Below are 18,685 nucleotides of genomic sequence, written 5' to 3' on the forward strand. Positions count from 1 at the left end.
AGCCGCCTTTTTTTGTCCGGCAGCAGCCGCGTTTTCATTGGACCTGTGGTGAAACACGGTTTTCGTTTGTTGCATGGCGGCAACGCGAAGGACTTTTACCCAGGGCAAACAGGCCAACTTTACGAAGCAGAAACCGAACACTAGTGATTCGCAATAACAATCCGCGGGCTTTCATCGGAGTGAACATGAGCAAAATCCAACAAATCCTCCCCCCCGCGAACCTCACCCAGCTGGCCCTTGCCGCTGCCCTGTGCCTTGCTGGCACCCCGGCCTTTGCGCAGGCCAGCACCACGCTGGGCACCGTGAACGTGACGTCTTCGACCGAAGCGCCCGTGAAGACCGACAACGCCTCCTCGGCCAAGTTCACGGCCCCGCTGGTGGACACGCCCAAGACGGTGCAGGTCATCAACGAGGAAATCATCAAGCAGACCGGCGCGACCAGCCTGCAGGAAGCCCTGCGGTCCACGCCCGGCATCACCTTCGGCAACGGCGAAGGCGGCAACCCCTCGGGTGACCAGCCCTTCATCCGCGGCATGGATGCCCAGGCCAGCACCTTCGTGGACGGCATGCGCGACATTGCGGCCGGTACGCGCGAAGTGTTCAACCTGGAATCGGTGGAGGTCATCAAGGGTGCCGATTCGGCCTATGCAGGCCGTGGCGGCGCTGGCGGCTCTATCAACCTGGTGACCAAGAAGGCCAGGAACGAGAACTTCATCAGCGGCGACGTGGGCCTGGGCACGGACAGCTACCGGCGCGCCACCATCGACGCCAACCGCGTGCTGGGCGAAGGCGTGGGCCTGCGCCTGAACGCCATGGTGCACGACGCCGACGTTCCCGGCCGCAGCGGCCCCGAGAACAAGCGCTGGGGCATCGCCCCCACGGTGACCTTCGGCATGGGCACGCCCACCGAGGTCTCGCTGTCCTGGCAGCACCTGCAGACCGACAACATTCCCGATGGCGGCGTGCCCTACCTGTACACCAGCACGGCGGCCGCCGGCCTGCCCGGCGGCAGCGTGGTGCGTCCCACCTACGGCAGCAACCGCGACAACTGGTACGGCCTGACCAGCCGCGACTACGAGAAGGAAAAGAGCGACCTGTTCACGGCCACCGTCGAGCACAAGTTCACCGACACGAACAAGTTCCGCAACAGCCTGCGCTACAGCAAGTCCGAACAGGACTACCTGTGGACCCAGCCCGACGACAGCAAGGGCAATGCCATCAACGGCTATGTGTTTCGCCGCGGCAATGCGCGCGTGGCCGACATCAAGACGCTGCAGAACCTGTCGGAATTCACGGGCAAGGCACAGACCGGCAGCGTGGGCCACAGCTACGCCTTCGGCCTGGAGTTGTCCAAGGAAAAGGCCGAGTCCCGCACCGCCGCGCTGCAGACCACCAACACCACCTGCACGGCCGCCAGCCTGTGGTGCGCCTCGCTGAACAACCCGGACAGCAGCCCGCTGTGGAACCTGCCCGTCACCCTGGGCGACCCCAGCCACAACAAGATCGACACCGTGGCGCTGTACGGTTTCGACACGCTCAAGTTCAACGACCGGTGGCTGCTCAACGCCGGCCTGCGCCTGGACCACTACAAGCTCAGCGCCTCCGGCCCCGCCGGCCGCAACACGCCGGCCTATGACCTGAGCCGTTCGGACACGCTTTTCAACTACCAGCTGGGCCTGGTCTACAAGCCGGCCACCAACGGCAGCATCTACGCCAGCCTCGGCACCTCCTCGCGACCCGGCGGCTCCATGCTGGGCAACGGCAACGAGGACCTGGGCATCTCCACCGACCAGCTGGCCAACCTGGCGCCCGAGAAGACCCGCTCGCTCGAGCTGGGCACCAAGTGGGACCTGATGGAAAAGCGCCTGGCGCTGACCGCCGCGCTGTTCCGCAACGACGTGACCAATGCGCGCATCACCGAAAACGGCGTCACCTACATGGGCGGCAACAAGGTGGTCAACGGCGTGGAGCTGGGCTTCACGGGCAGCGTGCTGCCGGGCCTGAGCGTCTTCGGCGGCTACACCTACATGGACAGCGAGCAGAAGAACGCAGGCGCAGGCAACGTGGCCAACGGCCAGCCCTTCCCCAACACGCCCAAGCACAGCTTCAGCCTGTGGACCAGCTACAAGCCCATGGCCAAGCTGACCGTGGGCCTGGGCATCTACGCCCAGAGCAGCGAGAACCAGAGCTACATCCGCTCCACCGTGGATGGCGGCATCGTCACCAAGGGCGCCAGCGGCTATGCACGCTACGACGCCATGGTGGCCTACCAGATCGACCGCAACCTGACCGTGCAGCTGAACCTGTACAACCTGGGCGACAAGGTCTACTACAGCGGCGTGCGTTCGCCCCACTACGCGACCATGGCGGCAGGCCGCTCGGCCGTGGCCTCGCTCAAGTGGACGTACTGATCTGCTGATCGCCCCGGGAGAACGCGCAGCGGCTTGACGCTGCGCAGATCACCGCAAAGCCCCGCAGGCCATCGCGGCCTGCGGGGCTTTTTTGCGGGACACTCATTGATTCCGCCCCTGAGGACCGCCTGCCATGATGCTCCGCATACCCGCCCTGCTCAGCCCCGACGAAGTGCGCCAGTGCCGCCAGGCGCTGGAGCAGGCCCCGTGGCAGGACGGCCGCGCCACGGCCGGCCCCCTGGCGGCCCAGGTCAAGGCCAACCTGCAGCTGCCGCTGGACAGCCAGGCCGGCCAGGCGATAGGCAACCTCATCCTCGACAGGCTGGGGGCCAGCGCGCTGTTCATGTCGGCCACGCTGCCGCTGAAGGTGCTGCCGCCGCGCTTCAACCGCTACGAAGGCGGCGGCACCTATGGCAACCACATAGACAATGCCATCTTCACCATCCCCGGCACGGCCATCAAGGTGCGCAGCGATGTCTCCACCACCGTATTCCTCAGCGAGCCCGACGAATACGAAGGCGGCGAGCTGGTCGTGGAAGACACCTTCGGCCACCAGAGCGTGAAGCTGGCCGCAGGCGACGCCATCGTCTACCCCGGCACCAGCCTGCACCGCGTCAACCCCGTCACGCGCGGCACGCGCTACGCCAGCTTTTTCTGGACCCACAGCCTCGTGGCCTCGGACGAGCAGCGCCGCCTCCTGTTCGACCTGGACCAGCAGATCCAGCAGTTGACGCTGCGCCACCCGGGCGACCCCGCCCTATCCGCGCTGTCCGGCACGTACCACAACCTGTTGCGGATGTGGTCGCAGGCCTAGTGGCACAGCCGCCAGGCAGCCACATCAGAACCTGTAGCGGGCCGTGACCAGCACATTGCGCGGATCGCCATACACGCCCGTGCCGTACGAACCCAGGCCCGGCATATAGGTCTTGTCGAACAGGTTGTTGACGTTCAGCGTCACCGACCACTGGCGGTCCACGTCGTAGCGCGCCATCAGGCCCACCAGCGCATAGGCACGCTGGTCGGCGCGCGCGTAGGGGGCGGCGGACTGCTGGTAGTAGGTCAGGCTCTGCCAGGCCAGCGACCCACCCACCGTCCACTGCGGGTTGAGACGGTAGCTGGTGCTGAGCTTGAACAGGTGGCGCGGCTGGTTGGTGTTGACCGCGCTGAGGATCACGTCGGGCTGGGCCGGCGCACGCGAAGTGCGGTAGGTGTAGCCGCCGTAGATGTTCCAGGCCGGCGTGATGCTGCCCGACACCTCCATCTCCACGCCCTTGCTGGTCACGCCGTCGATGGCCGCATAGACCTCTTCCCCGGATTGCGGGTTGGCGCTGACGTACTGCGCGGCATTGCGCTGCTGGATGTGGAACAGCGCCAGCGAGGCGTTGAGCCGGCCGTCCAGGAACTCGCCCTTGACGCCCACTTCGCGGCTGCGGCCCGTGAGCGGCGGCAGCGGGCTGCCGGCAGCGTCCTTGTAGTAGGTCTGCGGATTGAAGATATCGGTCTGGCTGGCGTACAGCGACAGCTGGCGATTCAGGTCATACACCACGCCCGCATAGGGCACGGTCTTGTGCGCCACGCGCAGCGCGTTGTTCACGACGTAGCTGCCGTTCAGGCCCGTGGTGTCGTCCAGCATGTCGTACCAGCTCACGCGCGCACCCAGGATCACCGACAGGTCGTCCGTGGGCCGCAGGCGCGCGGCGCCGAAGACGCCCTTTTCCACGATGCGCGTCATGCGGTGGTTGCGCAGCTGGAAGTCGGGCCGGGGCACCTGGCCGTCCCACTCGAAGTAGTTGCCCACGGGACCGTAGGCATTGCTGTAGCCGGGCGCATGGCGGCGCTGGCGCGACCAGCTGGCGCCGAACGACAGCTCATGCTCGCGCCCGAACAGCTGCAACGGCCCGGACAGCGCCGCATTCACGGCCTGCGTGGTGGCATCGGTGGGAATCTTGTTGGACAGCATGTTGATGCCCAGGCCGCTGACCGGGTCCACCATGCCGTGGGCTGCCACGCCGACCTCCACGTCGCGCGACTGGCGCAGCCGGCTGGCAGACAGGTCCATCTTCCAGCCATTGCCGAAGCTGTGCTTGAGTTCGGCAAACACGTTGGTGCTGTCGTTGTCCCAGTACGACCAGCGCGCCGCAGGGTTGAGCGAGGTGGGGAAATGCGTGCGGCTGCCATCCTTGAAGAACAGCGGGATGTGGCCGAAGCTGGCCCCGTCGGCGCGCGTCTGCATGTGGTCAATGCCCAGGCTGGCCACGGTGCCCGGGCCCAGGTCGGCCTCGATGATGCCGTACAGGCTGCGCACGTTGCGGCTGTAGTCGTCCACATGGGACCTGGCGTTCTGCGCCACGGCCACCACGCGGGCGCGCACGCGGCCGTCTTCGGTCAGCGGCGCGGAGATGTCGCCCACGCCGCGCAACCGGTCATGGCTGCCGATGGCCGCCTCGGCCGAGGCCTGGAAGGTCTTGGTGGGCCGCTTGCGCACCAGATTGACCACAGCCGACGGATAGCCCGCGCCCGTGAGCAGGCCTGTGGCGCCCTTGACCACTTCCACGCGGTCATAGATGGCGCTGTCGGCCAGCGAGGTCGTGTACTGGTTGGCCGAGTCCATGGTGTTGGGCACGCCGTCGAACTGGAAATTCTCGATGGCATAGCCGCGCGAGTAGAAGGTGGTGCGCTCGCTGTCGTTGCGGCCCACGGTGATGCCGGGCGTCTTCTCCAGCACCTCCGGCAGGCTGGTCAGGCCCTGGTCGTCCATCAGCTGGCGCGTGACCACGCTGACCGACTGCGGCGTCTCGCGCTGCGACAGGCCCAGCCGTGTGGCCGTGCTGGACTGGCGCGTGGCGTAGGAGCCCGTGCCTTCGGAGACCGCGCTGCGCTCGGCAGCGGCCGTCACGTTGACCGTGGCCAGCGCCGTGCCCTCGGCAGCGGAGACCGGCGCCGTCGGCACCGCCGCGCGCCGCAGCGCGTAGCCCCCGCCCTGCCCCGCCTGGGGCACGGCTTCCAGGCCGCTGCCCGCCAGCAGGGCGGCCAGGCCCTCGCGCACCGAATAGCTGCCATGCAGGGCCGCGCCGGTCTTGCCTGCCGTCAGGCTGCCATCGGCGGTCAGCAGAATACCGGCCTGGGTGGCAAAAGCGTTAAGGGCACGGTCCAGCGGCGCGGCAGGCAGATCGAAGCGCTGGGCGGCAGCCGGCGCGGCCATGGTTTGCGCGTGGGCGGCAGTGGCGCTCAGGCCACCGACAGCGCAGGCCTGCAGGGCCATGGCGAGCACGGTTCTGGCGAAGGCAGGCGCCAGCGCGGGAGCCTGTGCAGGAGGTCGGAAGCGGACAAGAGCGCCGGGCACGGGGTGCGGCATGGAGGATTCCTTTCGATGGATGGCGGACATAGCCATTCACTGCAGAAAATGGCTGTTGTCTCTATCCCGAACGAGATCCGGAAAGCGGCACGCCCTGCCGCAAATATTTTTTTGCCGGATCTCAGGCCGGTCCCACCGTGACCCAGAAACGCGTGGTCCGGCGCACGCGCACCGGCAGCGCGCCCTGCAGCGCGGCCAGCGTGGCATCGCTGTCGTCCAGCGAGAACACGCCCGAGACGATCTGCCCGGCCACGGCCGGGTCGCAGCGCAGCACGCCACGGCGGTAGCGCGACAGCTCGGCCAGAAAGTCTTCGAGGCGCATGCGCTCGGCCACCAGCAGGCCGCGTGTCCAGGCGGCATCGCCCTGCGGCGGCAAGACGCCGGCCTGCACCGTCTCGGCGCCGAAGTCTGCCCACTCGCCGGCCTCCACGCGGCGCGACGGCCCCTGCAGCGGAGCGACGGCCACCGCCCCCTCGAATACTTCGACCCGGTCCCGCCCCGCTGCGCCGCCACCGTCCAGACGCACGGAAAACCGTGTCCCCAGCGCCTGCAGCGTGCCCCGGGGAGTCTCCACTATGAAGGGGCGATGCGCGCCGGCCGGATCCGACGCCGTGCGCACATGGATGGCACCCGCTCGCAGCAGCAGGCGGCGTTCCGTGGCCGTGTAGCGCAGGTCCAGCGCGCTGCCTGTGTCCAGCGTGACCACGGAGCCGTCGGCCAGTCGGTGCTCGCGCCGCTCGCCCGTGCCCGTGTGCAGCGCGGCCAGCTGACCGCTGCGCTCCAGTGCGCCATGACCGGCATAGAGCGCCACGCCCGTGCCCGCGCCCCAGGCCAGCACGCGCAGCGCCTTGCGCCTCCCGGCCGCGGGCGCACGCGCCGTGCGCAGCGTGCGCGAGGCCAGCTGCGGCGGCACGGCCTGCAAGCGCTGCTGCATTTGCATCAGCTGCTGCCAGGCCTCCTCGTGACGGGCATCGGCCGCGCGCCACGCGGCCAGGGCCTGGTGTTCGGCCTCGGTGGCGCTGCCCGACAGCAGCACGGCCATCCAGTCGAAGGCCTGGTCCAGGGCCTCGGTCGGATCGGCGGCAAGGAGTCCGGTGGCGGTGTGCGTCATTCCATCAGCGCCTGGAAACATGCCTGCAGCGCATCGCGCATGTGCTTGCGCACCGTGCGCTCGGCCGTGCCCACGCGCGGGGCGATCTCGGCATAGGTCAGGCCCTCGAACTGCGAGAGCATGAACACCTCGCGCACGCGCGGCGGCAGCGCATCCAGCATGGCGTCCACGCGCACCAGGGTCTGCAGCGCAATCGCCCGCTCTTGGGGCGAAGGCGCAAACGATTCGGGCAGCAGCGCCAGCGCCTCCAGATAGGCGGCCTCCAGCCTGCGCCGGCGCAGCAGGTCCACCACCAGTCCCTTGGCGATCTGCACCAGGTAGGCGCGCGGCTCCTCTTCCTGCCGGGGCAGGCGGCGCGAGACGATCAGGCGCACCCAGGTGTCCTGCGACAGGTCCGCAGCGTCGCAGGCGTTGCCCATGCGGCGCCGCAGCCAGCCCAGCAGCCAGGGCTGGTGGGCGACATAGAGCGATTGGATGGGGTCGGGAGCGGAGGGTGATGAGTGAGGCATCGGGGCAAGGCGCCATGGAGTGCCACGGCGCCAAAGACGAATGGTTCTTATTATCCATTCATCCCGGCGCCCTCCGCCCGCGCCGCAGTCGCCTACCAGCGATAGGTCACGCCTGCGGATACGGTGCGCGCCCTGCCGTAGTAGCAGCCAAAGGCGTAGTTGCAGCTGGAGACATAGTTCTTGTCGAACAGGTTCTGGACGTTGATGGTGCCCTCCAGCCCGCGCAGGCTGGCGTCGATCAGGCCCAGGTCATAGCGCAGCGCGGCATCGAAGACCAGGTAGGCCGGCGTGCGGAAGCTGTTGGCGGAGTCGCCGAAGGCGCTGCCCGACCAGCGCGCGCCCGCTCCCACGCTCAGGCCCGCATGCAGGTGGTGGTTGACCCACAGCGAGGCGCGCCAGCGCGGCGTCGAGGCCCATTGCTTGCCGATTTCTTCGGCATCGTTGGACCGCAGGGTGCGCATGTCGGCGTAGCTGAAGCCGCCGGCAATGTCCCAGGCCGCGCCCAGGCTGGCCTTGATCTCCATTTCCGCGCCCCGGGACTGCACCTCCCCGGTTTGCACCGAGTAGCCGGGGTGCTCGCGGTCCGTGGTGGTGAGATTGCGCTGGCGTATGTCGAACACCGCCAGGCTCAGCAGCAGGTTCTTGCCGGGTGGCTGGTACTTCACGCCCGCCTCGATCTGCTTGCCCGTGGTGGGATCGAAAGGCCGGCCATGGAAGTCCGTGCCCACGATGGGCACGAAGGACTCGGAATAGCTCAGGTAGGGCGCCACGCCGTTGCCGACCAGCCAGGTCACCCCCGCACGGCCCGTGAAGGCCTTGTGGTCCTGGCGGGTGCGCGTGGCCTCCATGAGGTCCTTGTTGTCGATGCCGGCCCAGTCATGGCGTCCGCCCACGGTCAGCACCAGATCGCGCCAGCGCATCTGGTCCTGCAGGTAGACCCCGGTCTGATCCACGGTGTTGTCCCAGCGTGTGGTCAGTGTGGGCGCAGCCGTGGGCAGGCCGTAGTCGGGCGCATACAGGTCGATGGGGGCAGAGGCGTAGTCGTTGTAGCCCTCGTACTTGCGCGAGAAGCGGCGGTAATCCACCCCGCCCAGCAGCGTGTGGCTCACGGGGCCGGTGCTGGCCTTGACCTCCAGGTGGTTGTCCAGGCTCAGCACGCTGTTGTGCTGCGCCCAGTCCAGCTTGGTGCGGGTGGCGCGGCCGTAGTCGATGGCTCCCTCGGCGTCGCGCGCAAAGGCGCGCAGGTAAAAGCCCTTCCAGCGGTCACGCACGTCGGTGAAAAGCAGCTTTTGCCGCCAAAGCACACTGTCGTTGAAGCGGTGCGCGAAGTCGGCGCCCAGCACGGCCTGGTTGCGCCAGAAGTCGTTGTAGCCAGGCTGGCCGTTGAAGAAGCTGCGGCTGATCCTTTTGCCGTCAGGTCCCTCGAACAGGCTGCCCACGGCCGGCATGGCCTGGTAATCCCACACGCCCTGGTCGCGCTGCAGTTGCGCATACAGGGTCAGCGAGGTGCGAGCATCGGGCCGCCAGGTCAGGCTGGGGGCCACGAACAGGCGGCTGCTGCGCGTGTGGTCGGCCTGCTGGCCACCGCCATTGGCCACAGCCACCAGGCGGTAGAGCAGACCGCGCTCGGCATCCAGGGTGCCGGAGAGGTCCAGCGCCGCATCAGCGCGCCCGTGGCTGCCCACGCCCAGCCGCACCTCGCGCACGGGTTCGGCCACGGGCCGCTTGCTGACCAGATTGATCACGCCGCCGGGCTGGTTCTGTCCGTAGAGCACCGAGGCCGGGCCCTTGAACACCTCGATGCGCTCCAGGCTGTAGGGCTCGATCTGGGCGGCACCTCCCAGGCTGCCCGCATACGGCAGGTAGGCGCCATCGAGGTACAGCGATGCCGGAGAGAAGCCGCGCGAGGCGGTTTCGTCGGCCTGCATGTAGTTCTCGGTATAGCCCGAGGAATCCACGCCCGGCGTATAGCGCAGCGCCTGGGAAACGCTGATGGCGCCCCGCGCGGCGATCTCGTCGGCGGTGACCACGTTGATGGTCTGGGGCACCTCGACGATGGCCGTATCGGTCTTGGAGCCTGCCGTGCTGCGCCGCGCCACGTAACCGGCCACCGGGCCTTCGCCGCCCACCTCCTCGGCGCGCGCGGTGACGATGACGGGCGCCAGCTCCATCCCGCTGCCGGCCGGCAGCTGCCGGACCCGCTCCACGCGCCGCAGCGCATAGCCGCCGCCGGCCTGGCGCACGGCCTGCCAGGCGGTGCCGGCCAGCAGCGCCTCGAAGGCGGCCTCCACCGTATAGCTGCCGCGCAGGCCCGCGCTGCGCTGTCCGGCCGTCTGCTCGGCCGTGAAGATCAGGGCCACGCCGGCCTGGGCGGCCGTGCTGCGCAAAGCGGCATCCAGCGGGCCGGCAGCGACGTCATAGCTGCGCTGGGCCTGGGCCAGAACGGCGGCGGGCATGAGCGCGATGGCCAGCGCCAGCGCGGGGCGGGGCATGAAAAGGGGTTGCATGGTCCTGGGTTCTCCCTGTGTTCCGATATCGAAAATCAAAGCTCTCGGAAACAAGGAAGCGCGGCGCGGGAAATCGGGTCACACCCGGCGCAAAAAAAGCGAAAAGGAAGAAAAAAGCCTCAGCCGCGCACCTGCGCAGGCTCCACCACCACCCACCAGCGCGTGCGCCAGCGCAGCTGCACGGGCAGCGCACCGGGCAGCATGGCCAGCACGGCGTCCGTGCCGTCGATGCCGCCTTCGTCCAGCGGGAACACGCCTGAGAACCGCAGCCCGGCCACGGCCGGATCGGCATGCAGCCAGCCGGGGCGGTAGCGGTTGAGCTCGGCCAGGAAGTCGTCCAGGCGCTGGTTGTCCACCCACAATTGGCCCCGGCTCCAGGCGTCATCCGCAGGGCCGGCCGGCTGCACCGTGCCCCAGCCCGTGCGCGTGAAGTCCATGGCCTCGCCCGCCTGCAGGCGCCGTGCGGTTGCGCCTGTACCGGCCGGGCGCAGCTCCACGGCGCCCTCGAACACCGCCACGCGCGCACCTGCCTGGTTGCTGCGCACCATGAAGCGCGTGCCCAGGGCGCGCACGCGGCCGTGGGCGGTCTCCACAACAAAGGGCAGATCGCCCAGCGCACCTGCGGGATGACCGGTGGTGAACAGCGCCTCGCCGGCCAGCAGGCGCAGCCGGCGCTCGCTGCCGTCGAACTGCAAGGCCACGGCGCTGCCGGGGCCCAGCAGCATGTCCGTGCCGTCGGGCAGGCTCCAGCGGCGGCGCTGCGTGCCGGTGGAGTAGTCGGCCGCCATCTGCTGCCACTGCGGCGTGCGGCTGGCCAGCCAGCCCGCGCCCGCCGCCGTGCCCAGGCCCGCGAACAGGCCCAGCAGGCGCCGCCGCGCAGCCCGGGGAGCAGCGGACAGGCCGCGATAGCCCGCGCCACCGGGATTGAGCCCCGTCAGCGCGCCCGTGACGGCCTGCAGATGGGCCCAGGCGCGGCCATGGTCGGCGTCTTCATCGAGCCAGCGCTGCCAGCGCGCCCGGTCGGCGGCCGAGGCCTGGCCCGATTGCAGCAGCGCAAACCAGCCGGCCGCCGCCCGCGCCACGCCGGCCGGCAAGGGCCGGCCCAGCGCCTGGGGCGCCTGGATACTGCTGCCGGGTAGCGGCGTGGCGCTGGACAGGCGCCGAGGATCGGAAGGAGGCACCGGCGCCATCAGGACAGAGCCAGCACGAAGCAGCGCTCATAGCCCTGGGCCAGGTAGCGCTTGACGCTGGTCATGGACACGCCCAGGCGCGTGGCGATGTCCGCATAGCTCAGGCCTTCGAGGTGGGCCAGCAGGAAGGCCTCGCGCACCTTGGGCGCCAGCGCGTCCAGCGCCTGGTCCACGGCCTGCAGTGATTCGAGCGCGATCAGCCGCTCCTCGGGCGAGGGAGCCAGCTCGGCCGGCAGCAGGGCCAGGGTGTCGAGATAGGCGCGCTCCAGCAGCCGGCGCCGGTGCTGGCGGATCACAAGATGGCGGGCCACGGTGGCCAGGAAGGGGCGCGGCTGCTCGATGCGGCCGGCCATGCCCGAGGTGATCACGTTGACGAAAGTGTCGTGCGCGATATCGGAAGCCTCGAACACATTGCCCAGCCTGTGGCGCAGCCAGCCTTGCAGCCAGCCGTGGTGTTCGACATAGAGGGTGTGTACAGGATCGGCCGGTGCGCGCATGAAAAGACGGACGCGCCCCGGACTGGCGTGCCGCAGCGCTGAAGCTCGTTTGAGAATGGTTCGCATTCTAAACACGAGCTCAAAACCGTCGCTGCCCAAATCAGGGGCACCGAGGAAGGGCCGTCCCGCACCGAGGGTGCCGTCCCCCTCCCGCGAAGCGAGAGAGGGGGAAGCGGCGCAGCCGCTCAGGGGGTGCTAAAAATTCTCGTGTGCACCCAGATAGCGCCACTGGCCCACAGGCAGATTGCCCAGCGTCACGCGGCCGATGCGGATGCGCTTGAGGCCCACCACGCGCAGGCCCACCAGTTCGCACATGCGGCGGATCTGGCGTTTCTTGCCTTCGGTCAGCACGAAGCGCAGCTGCTCGGGGTTCTGCCAGTCCACCTTGGCGGGCTTGAGTTCCTCGCCGTCCAGCGACAGGCCATGGCACAGGCGTGCCAGCTGCTCGGCCGGGAACACGGATTGCACGTCGATGTCGCGGTCGCCGTAGGTCACGCGTACCAGGTACTCCTTGTCCATCTCCGAGTCTTCGCCAATGATCTGGCGTGCCACGCGGCCATCCTGGGTCATGACCAGCAGGCCCACGGAATCGATGTCCAGCCGGCCGCAGGGCGCCAGGCCCTTGAGCTGCGCGAAGTTGAAGCGCGTGCGGCTGGTGTCTTGGTTCCAGTGGTTCTGGGGAGTGACCAGGACCACGGCCGGCTCGTGGCCATCCTCGGCCTGTCCGCTGACGTAGCCCATGGGCTTGTGGATCAGGATGGTGACCTGCTGGTCCTGGCGGTCACGTGCCTCGCGCTCGACCGTGATGCGGTCGGCGGCCACCACGTTCTGGCCCATGACGGCGAGTTCGCCGTTGACGCGGACCCAGCCCTTGTCCACCCACTCGTCGGCCTCGCGGCGCGAGCACAGGCCCATGTCGGCCAGGCGCTTGTTGATGCGCACGGCGCCCGGAACCTGCTCCTGCACGGGCGCGGGGGCACGCTTGACGGGAATCTCGCGGCTGGCGCCACCGTCGGCGGGACGGTAGGTGCGGATGCCGCTGAGCGGACGGTAGGCGGGTTCGGCCTGGGCCGGCGCATCGCGGCGCGGGCCGCGGGCGTCATCACGGCGGGGGCCCCGGGCGTCGTCACGGGGGCGATCACGGAAGCCGCCCTCCCGGGGGCCGTCACGGGGGCCGTCACGTTGCCCATCACGCGGACGCTCGTCGCGCTGGCCATAGGGCCGGTCGCGGCGATCATCCGGGCGGGGCGGACGCGGGGGACGGGAGTCGCGCATGTCGCCCGCATGGCGCGTGTCACGCGCATCACGGGGATCGCGCTGCTCGCGCGGGGCACGGTTTTCGCCGCCGCCCTGGCCACGCCAGTCGCCACGCGGCTGGGAACGGTCCAGGTCCTCGGCACGGCCGAAACCGCTGCTGCGCGGGCGCTCGCCGCGGGGTGCCGCATCACGGGCATCGCCGCGAGGGCCTGCGTCACGGCGGTCGGAGCGCTCGTAGCGGTCATTGCGGTCGTTGCGCGGGCCGCGTGCGCCCGCAGATCTGCCTGCGCCACCAGAGGGGCGGCGGGCATCGCCAGCCGGCTCGGCCTGTGGCTTTTCGGGGCGGCGCAGCACAGGGCGCGCGGAGGGCGCTGCCGCCTCGTCGGCGCCGGGCCGGGACGGTTTGGAAGAAGTAGGGGATGACATTAGGCCGCCATTGTCGCGCGGCACGGCCTGCAGCGGCAGCGCCCTGCGGCCAATACGGGCATTGCGCTCGGCTATCGGCCCCGCGCTGCCCCGGCCTGCCGGGACCCCTGCGCGGCCCCGCAGCGAAGCGCCTGCACGAAGGACGGCACACCCGTTGTGCGAGCCCGATTCCCGTCCATGGCAATGCACCTGGCCCCCGGGCCCATCCCATTCGCTGTATCCGTCGCGATATGCATATTCATATGAATCCCCAATGAAAGATGGATCAGGATGAATCAACTCGCCACGAAAATTCGCCATCCGGCCAATGAAAAAATAACAGCCCATGGCATTGAATATGTAAAAAACTGTATTTCTCACGAGCACATTCATTCATTTTCCATTGCAAACCAATCCATTGGGCTTGCCATTTCCCATGTATCTCCCCATAGAATGGCGCCCGTCCAGAGACAGGGGCCCTCTTTCGAGACAACAGCCCTGCGCGCAGCGCCCGCTGCGGCATCCAGACCATCACGCCCGGAATCCCGCCTCATTCAACAAGGAAAACCATGAGCGATACACCCAACCTATTGAATTCCATGCCCTTGAAAGAACAATTCAAGGCGCTGCTCATCACCAAAATGGACTTGACGGGAATCGAGTGGTCCGATATGGAGACCGCCATCGGCCCGAATGCCGACAAATACCGTCCGCTGTGGGAGCGCATGGTCGGCGGGAAAAAGGGATTTTTCGCCGCACTCAGCCCCTGCTGGACGGCCATTCCCTTCATGGGCGTATCCTGGGCCATTGCGCGCCGCGTCTACGCCTATGCCGTGGTGGCCTTCATCACCCTGTTGATCATCAACCTGCTGATGCCCGGCACGGGCGGCGCCGGGCGCGTGCTCGGCATCGCGGTAGCCATCTCGTTCACGGTCAAGCGCACCTACCTGCAATGGCTGGTCACGCGCATACAGCAGATCAACCAGAGGGGCCTGGTGGGCGCTGCGCGCGAAGAGGCGCTGCGCCAGATCGGTGGCCTGGACCAGAAGAACGGCTGGATCTCCTTCGGCGTGCTGCTGGCCATCGGCATCGTGCTGGCCGCCTTCTGAAGCGCCAGGCCCGCAGATCAGCGGTCCACGGGCAGCCGGTCGCACAGGGCCACCAACTGCGCCAACTGGGGGCCCACATCCCGGATCAGCGTGCGGGCCGGCATGCGCAGGCCCGGCACGGCGCAGTTGAACAGCAGCCGGCGCGACCCGTAGCGGATGCGCGAGGCCGCGCCCACCGCACACACGCCCAGGCCGGAGTCGCCCATGTTGACCGCGAAGCCCCGGGCGGCATAGTGCGCCAGGCTTTCGCTGGCGTTGTCCATGCAGCGCGCGTATTCCTCGGGCCGCTGGCTGCGCACGCGCCCCAGAAAGCGCTGCAGCTCGTCAGCGTCGAGCTGGGCCAGGCCGGCGCGGCCCATGGCGGTTTCCAGCACGCCGCGAACCGCGCCCACGCCGGGGCGCTTGAGCGTGCCCCCCTCCCAGGCGCAGGTATCCAGGTAGACCACATCCAGGTCCATGACCACGCCCACCGATACCGCCCCCTTCACGCGGTCGGCCAGGGCCTGCATGGGCAGGCGCAAAGGCCCCAGCAGCGGCGTGTTGATCACATAGGGGTAGCCCAGGGCGACGGCGGCCGGGCCGACGAAATAGCGGTCCAGCCGCTCGTCATGGTCCAGGTAGCCCATGGTCTGCAGGCTGCGGCACAGCCTGGACACGGTGGGGCGCGGCAGGCCCAGGCGGCGGGCCAGCTCGCTGTTGGCATGCGGGCGCGGGTCGCTGACGAAGCACTGCAGGATCATCAGCCCCTTGGCCAGCGTGCCCGCGAAATACGGGTCCTGCTCGCGGATGCGGCAGACATCCTGCGAGTCCCTGGGTTGGTGGGCAATGGGGGTGTGGGGCACGTGGCGATTGTGCGGACCACGGCCGCAAAGCCGCAACTGCATTTCAATATTTGAAACTGCATTGCAGCCCTGGTGCCCGCGCTTCCTACAGTGCGGCCCATGAGCCAAGCCCCCACCCCCCATCCCGCCGACGCCCGCCTGCAGGCGTTGATTGCAGACATCCGCCATTTCGTGCGCCACCGCTGGCATCCGCTGGAGGATCAGATCGAGCGCGATGACGAGATCCCGCCCGCCGTGGTCCAGGAACTGCGCGACAAGGGCTATTTCGGCTGGAGCATTCCCCAGGCCTACGGCGGCCTGGGCCTGAGCACCGAGGAACTGGTGCGCTGCGCCTTCGAGCTGTCCCAGGCCTCGGTGGCGCTGCGGGCCCGCGTGGGCACCAACACCGGCATTGGCTCGGAAGCCCTCGTGGCCGACGGCACCGAGGCGCAAAAGCAGCGCTGGCTGCCGCGCATGGCGCGCGGCGAGCTCACGGGTTGCCTGGCGCTGACCGAGCCGGACGCGGGCTCGGAGGCGAGCAACATCCAGACCACGGCGCGCCGCGAGGGCGACCACTATGTGCTCAACGGCAGCAAGCGCTTCATCACCAATGCGCCGCTGGCCGATGTGTTCACCGTCATCGCCCGCACCGGCGAAGGCAGCACGGGCAGCGAGGGGCTGACGGCCTTCTTCGTGGAGCGCTCGCCGGGCCTGGTGACAGGCCAGCCCTATCGCAAGATGGGCCAGGCGGGCTCGCCCGTGTCCGACGTGCATTTCCAGGACTGCCGCGTGCCGGCCGACCAGATCATCGGCGGGCGCGAGGGCCAGGGCTTCAAGACCGTGATGAAGGTGCTCAACAAGCAGCGCCTGCACCTGGCCGCGCTGTGCACGGGGCCGGCGATCCGCATGCTGGACCTGGCGCTGGCCCATGTGCGCCAGCGCGAGCAGTTCGGCCAGCCGGTGGCGAACTTCCAGCTGGTGCAGGCCATGCTGGCCGACAGCCGCACCGAGATCTTCGCGGCGCAATCCATGATCCTGGAGGCCGCCCGCGCCCGCGACCGGGGCGAGGACGTGGCGCTGTCCGCCTCCATGTGCAAGTACTTCGCCTCCGAGATGTGCGGCCGCGTGGCCGACCGCGCCGTGCAGATGTTCGGCGGCGCGGGCTATGTGGCCGACTTCAGCCCCATCGAGCGCTACTTCCGCGACGTGCGCCTGTTCCGCCTCTACGAAGGCACCAGCCAGATCCACCAGCTCAACATCGCCAAGCTCATGCTGCGCGAGAGCGCCTGACACCGGAGGCCCCCATGACACGCCCCCTCACCTCGAAGCACCTGGCCAACCTGGGCCTGCTGGCCGCGCTGTGTGCCTGCGCGCAGGCTGCCCAAGCGGCACAGACGGCCCAAGCGGCTTTTCCCGATCGGCCCGTGCGCGTGATCGTTCCCTTTCCCGCAGGCGGCAGCACCGACCTCGTGGCCCGAGCGCTGTCGGTGGAACTGGGCAAGGCCCTGGGACAGCCCGTGGTGGTGGAGAACAAGCCGGGCGCGGGCAGCCTGGTCGGCTCGGAACTCGTGGCCCGCGCCGCGCCCGACGGCTACACCCTGCTCATGGCAGGCCTGAGCAATGTCTTCCTGCCCCATGTGCACGCCAACCTCAAGTGGAATCCGCTGACCGACTACGAGTACATCGGCCTGGTGGCGGACCTGCCCAACGTCATCGCCGTCAACGCCAAGACCCCCTACCGCACGCTGGCCGAACTGGTGGCGGCCGACAAGGCCAGGCCCGGCACGCTGTCCTTCGGCTCGGCCGGCACGGCCACGCCCTCGCACCTGGTCTGCGAGATGGTCAACCACCGGCTCGGCACCAAGATGCAGCACCTGCCCTACAAGGGCAACGCCCCGGCCGTCAACGACCTCATGGCCGGCCACATCCCGGTGATGTGCAACAACCTGGGCGGCACCCTGCCCTACATGCAGGGCGGGCAGATCCGCATCCTGGCGCAGACCGGCAAGAGCCGCTCGCCCGCCGCGCCCGACATTCCCACCTTTGCCGAGCTGGGCGTGGCCGGGCTGGACACCGGCCTGTGGGTGGGCCTGGCCGCGCCCAAGGGCACGCCGCAGCAGATCGTGGCCACGCTCAACCAGGCGCTGGCCAAGGCCATGGCCTTGCCCGAGACACGCGACAAGCTGGCGCGCCTGGGCGCCACGCCGCTGCCCACGCAGGCGGCGGACTTCCACCAGCGCGTGGCCGAAGACCGCCGCGCCTGGGAGCCCGTGCTGAAGAACGTGGACCTGAAAGGCAACTGATGCAGCGCCAAGGCTATCCGCTGGAGGGTGTGCGCATCCTCGACATGGCCACGGTGCTGGCCGCCCCCTTCTCGGCCACCCTGTGCGGCGACCTGGGCGCCGACGTCGTCAAGCTGGAGCTGCCCGGCGGCGGCGACACGCTGCGCAGCCTGGCCCCCGTGCACGACGGCCACGCCGTGTTCTGGAAAACCGCCAACCGGGGCAAGCAGGGCATCTCGCTGGACGTGCGCAAGGCCGAGGGCCGCATGCTGTTCCTGCGGCTGATCGAGGATTTCGACGTGCTCGTGGAGAACTTCCGCACCGGCACGCTGGACCGCTGGGGGCTGGACCTGGCCACCTTGCATGCCCGCAACCCGCGCCTCATCGTGCTGCGCCTGACGGGCTTCGGCCAGACCGGCCCTTATGCGCGCCGGCCGGGCTTTGCGCGCATCTTCGAGGCCATGAGCGGCTTCGCCCACCTCACGGGCGAGGCGGGCGGCCCGCCCCAGCACATGAACTACCCGCTGGGCGATGCCGTGGCCGGGCTGTTCGGCGCCTTCTCCATCGCGGCCGCACTGGCCGAGCGCAATGCACAGCCTCCAGGCGAACGGCGCGGCCTGGAGATCGACCTGTCGGCCACCGAAGCCATGCTGCGCCTGCTGGACCCGCTGGCGGCCGAGTACCAGCTGGGCGGACAGGCACGCAGCCGCACGGGATCGTGCGCGGGCTACACGGCGCCCTCCAACGTCTACCGCACGCGCGACGGCGCCTGGCTCACTGTGGTCGCCACGGGCGATGCCATCTTCGCGCGCCTGTGCCAGGCCATGGACCGCGCCGACCTGGCCACCGACCCGCGCTTTGCGGACAACGCCGCGCGCATCCGCCACCTGCAGGCACTGGATGCGCTGATCGTGCAATGGTGCGCAGGCCTGGACTGCACCCAGGCCATGGCCGCGCTGGCCGCGCACGACATCCCGTTCAGCAAGGTCTGTTCGGCCCAGGACGTGCTGCAGGACCCGCATTTCGCGGCACGCGGCAGCTTCATCGCGCTGCCCGACCCCGACCTGGGCCCCCTCACCGCCCCCGCGCCCGTGCCACGCTTCACCGGCCGCCAGGCCCCTTCGCCCCGCAGCGGCCCGGCCACCGGCCAGGACAATGCACGCATCTATGCGGCATTGGGGCTGGATGCGCAGCAGCAGGAGAGGCTGCGGCGCGAGGGCGTGATCTGAGG

At 69.0% G+C, this 18,685-nt stretch carries 15 protein-coding genes; 7 read left to right on the forward strand and 8 right to left on the reverse strand.

Annotated features, from left to right (window positions below; all coding sequences use genetic code 11):
* Positions 1 to 185: 185 nt before the first annotated feature.
* Positions 186 to 2,411, forward strand: a complete 2,226-nt coding sequence (locus tag U6958_RS30535) for a TonB-dependent siderophore receptor (RefSeq protein ID WP_074920637.1) — start codon at positions 186 to 188, stop codon at positions 2,409 to 2,411.
* Between the two features lie 133 nt (positions 2,412 to 2,544).
* On the forward strand, positions 2,545 to 3,225 hold the full coding sequence (locus U6958_RS30540; protein WP_017407189.1) for a Fe2+-dependent dioxygenase: 681 nt from the start codon (positions 2,545 to 2,547) through the stop codon (positions 3,223 to 3,225).
* A 24-nt stretch (positions 3,226 to 3,249) separates the two neighbouring features.
* On the opposite strand, the gene U6958_RS30545 is transcribed toward U6958_RS30540, so the two are convergent.
* The 7 genes from U6958_RS30545 to U6958_RS30575 form a co-directional block, all read right to left on the reverse strand.
* Positions 3,250 to 5,613, reverse strand: a complete 2,364-nt coding sequence (locus U6958_RS30545; protein ID WP_312840068.1) for a TonB-dependent siderophore receptor — start codon at positions 5,611 to 5,613, stop codon at positions 3,250 to 3,252.
* 274 nt (positions 5,614 to 5,887) lie between these two features.
* Complete coding sequence (locus U6958_RS30550; RefSeq protein ID WP_070080687.1) at positions 5,888 to 6,877, reverse strand: FecR domain-containing protein; 990 nt, start codon at positions 6,875 to 6,877, stop codon at positions 5,888 to 5,890.
* Positions 6,874 to 7,386 (reverse strand): sigma-70 family RNA polymerase sigma factor, encoded by a 513-nt coding sequence (locus U6958_RS30555; RefSeq protein ID WP_047218485.1) that lies wholly within the window; start codon positions 7,384 to 7,386, stop codon positions 6,874 to 6,876. Before U6958_RS30555 ends, U6958_RS30550 begins: the two co-directional genes overlap by 4 nt.
* Positions 7,387 to 7,478: 92 nt before the next feature.
* A complete protein-coding gene (locus U6958_RS30560; RefSeq protein WP_074920640.1) occupies positions 7,479 to 9,893 on the reverse strand; it encodes a TonB-dependent siderophore receptor in 2,415 nt (804 codons plus the stop codon).
* Between the two features lie 119 nt (positions 9,894 to 10,012).
* A complete protein-coding gene (locus tag U6958_RS30565; RefSeq protein WP_074920642.1) occupies positions 10,013 to 11,083 on the reverse strand; it encodes a FecR domain-containing protein in 1,071 nt (356 codons plus the stop codon).
* Positions 11,083 to 11,580, reverse strand: a complete 498-nt coding sequence (locus U6958_RS30570) for a sigma-70 family RNA polymerase sigma factor (RefSeq protein ID WP_016451916.1) — start codon at positions 11,578 to 11,580, stop codon at positions 11,083 to 11,085. The genes U6958_RS30565 and U6958_RS30570 overlap by 1 nt, the downstream gene beginning before the upstream one ends.
* 195 nt (positions 11,581 to 11,775) lie before the next feature.
* Complete coding sequence (locus U6958_RS30575; RefSeq protein ID WP_208607032.1) at positions 11,776 to 13,635, reverse strand: pseudouridine synthase; 1,860 nt, start codon at positions 13,633 to 13,635, stop codon at positions 11,776 to 11,778.
* Between U6958_RS30575 and U6958_RS30580 the strand changes: the two genes are divergently transcribed.
* Together U6958_RS30580 and U6958_RS30585 are read left to right on the forward strand one after the other, a co-directional pair.
* Positions 13,534 to 13,815: a hypothetical protein gene (locus U6958_RS30580; protein WP_139223827.1), complete on the forward strand. Its 282-nt coding sequence runs from the start codon at positions 13,534 to 13,536 to the stop codon at positions 13,813 to 13,815. The two genes, U6958_RS30575 and U6958_RS30580, sit on opposite strands and share 102 nt — an antisense overlap.
* Entirely contained in the window at positions 13,812 to 14,351 is a 540-nt protein-coding gene (locus U6958_RS30585; protein WP_074920645.1) for a hypothetical protein, read from the forward strand. The genes U6958_RS30580 and U6958_RS30585 overlap by 4 nt, the downstream gene beginning before the upstream one ends.
* Before the next feature lie 17 nt (positions 14,352 to 14,368).
* Here the strand turns inward: U6958_RS30585 and U6958_RS30590 are convergent, their stop codons facing one another.
* A complete protein-coding gene (locus U6958_RS30590; RefSeq protein ID WP_074920648.1) occupies positions 14,369 to 15,235 on the reverse strand; it encodes an IclR family transcriptional regulator in 867 nt (288 codons plus the stop codon).
* 57 nt (positions 15,236 to 15,292) lie between these two features.
* On the opposite strand from U6958_RS30590, the gene U6958_RS30595 reads away from it, so the two are divergent.
* The 3 genes from U6958_RS30595 to U6958_RS30605 are packed head-to-tail and all read left to right on the forward strand — an operon-like array spanning position 15,293 to position 18,683.
* Positions 15,293 to 16,462 carry an acyl-CoA dehydrogenase family protein gene (locus U6958_RS30595; RefSeq protein ID WP_074920650.1) on the forward strand — a complete coding sequence of 390 codons (1,170 nt, stop codon included), beginning with the start codon at positions 15,293 to 15,295 and terminating at the stop codon, positions 16,460 to 16,462.
* Positions 16,463 to 16,476: 14 nt separating this feature from the next.
* Positions 16,477 to 17,475, forward strand: coding sequence for a tripartite tricarboxylate transporter substrate binding protein (locus U6958_RS30600; RefSeq protein WP_046986749.1), 999 nt, complete (start codon positions 16,477 to 16,479; stop codon positions 17,473 to 17,475).
* Positions 17,475 to 18,683 carry a CaiB/BaiF CoA-transferase family protein gene (locus U6958_RS30605; RefSeq protein WP_074920653.1) on the forward strand — a complete coding sequence of 403 codons (1,209 nt, stop codon included), beginning with the start codon at positions 17,475 to 17,477 and terminating at the stop codon, positions 18,681 to 18,683. Before U6958_RS30600 ends, U6958_RS30605 begins: the two co-directional genes overlap by 1 nt.
* The last annotated feature ends 2 nt before the right edge of the window (positions 18,684 to 18,685 follow it).

This window comes from Delftia lacustris (assembly GCF_040267515.1).
GTDB lineage: Bacteria > Pseudomonadota > Gammaproteobacteria > Burkholderiales > Burkholderiaceae_C > Comamonas > Comamonas tsuruhatensis.

Bases quoted from the DNA above. Each gene is read 5' to 3' on its own strand.
- U6958_RS30535 (WP_074920637.1), top strand. From the start codon at position 186: ATGAGCAAAATCCAACAAATCCTCCCCCCCGCGAACCTCACCCAGCTG.
- U6958_RS30540 (WP_017407189.1), top strand. From the start codon at position 2,545: ATGATGCTCCGCATACCCGCCCTGCTCAGCCCCGACGAAGTGCGCCAG.
- U6958_RS30545 (WP_312840068.1), bottom strand. From the start codon at position 5,613: ATGGCCGCGCCGGCTGCCGCCCAGCGCTTCGATCTGCCTGCCGCGCCG.
- U6958_RS30550 (WP_070080687.1), bottom strand. From the start codon at position 6,877: ATGACGCACACCGCCACCGGACTCCTTGCCGCCGATCCGACCGAGGCC.
- U6958_RS30555 (WP_047218485.1), bottom strand. From the start codon at position 7,386: ATGCCTCACTCATCACCCTCCGCTCCCGACCCCATCCAATCGCTCTAT.
- U6958_RS30560 (WP_074920640.1), bottom strand. From the start codon at position 9,893: ATGCAACCCCTTTTCATGCCCCGCCCCGCGCTGGCGCTGGCCATCGCG.
- U6958_RS30565 (WP_074920642.1), bottom strand. From the start codon at position 11,083: ATGGCGCCGGTGCCTCCTTCCGATCCTCGGCGCCTGTCCAGCGCCACG.
- U6958_RS30570 (WP_016451916.1), bottom strand. From the start codon at position 11,580: ATGCGCGCACCGGCCGATCCTGTACACACCCTCTATGTCGAACACCAC.
- U6958_RS30580 (WP_139223827.1), top strand. From the start codon at position 13,534: ATGAATCAACTCGCCACGAAAATTCGCCATCCGGCCAATGAAAAAATA.
- U6958_RS30575 (WP_208607032.1), bottom strand. From the start codon at position 13,635: ATGAATGTGCTCGTGAGAAATACAGTTTTTTACATATTCAATGCCATG.
- U6958_RS30585 (WP_074920645.1), top strand. From the start codon at position 13,812: ATGAGCGATACACCCAACCTATTGAATTCCATGCCCTTGAAAGAACAA.
- U6958_RS30590 (WP_074920648.1), bottom strand. From the start codon at position 15,235: ATGCAGTTGCGGCTTTGCGGCCGTGGTCCGCACAATCGCCACGTGCCC.
- U6958_RS30595 (WP_074920650.1), top strand. From the start codon at position 15,293: ATGAGCCAAGCCCCCACCCCCCATCCCGCCGACGCCCGCCTGCAGGCG.
- U6958_RS30600 (WP_046986749.1), top strand. From the start codon at position 16,477: ATGACACGCCCCCTCACCTCGAAGCACCTGGCCAACCTGGGCCTGCTG.
- U6958_RS30605 (WP_074920653.1), top strand. From the start codon at position 17,475: ATGCAGCGCCAAGGCTATCCGCTGGAGGGTGTGCGCATCCTCGACATG.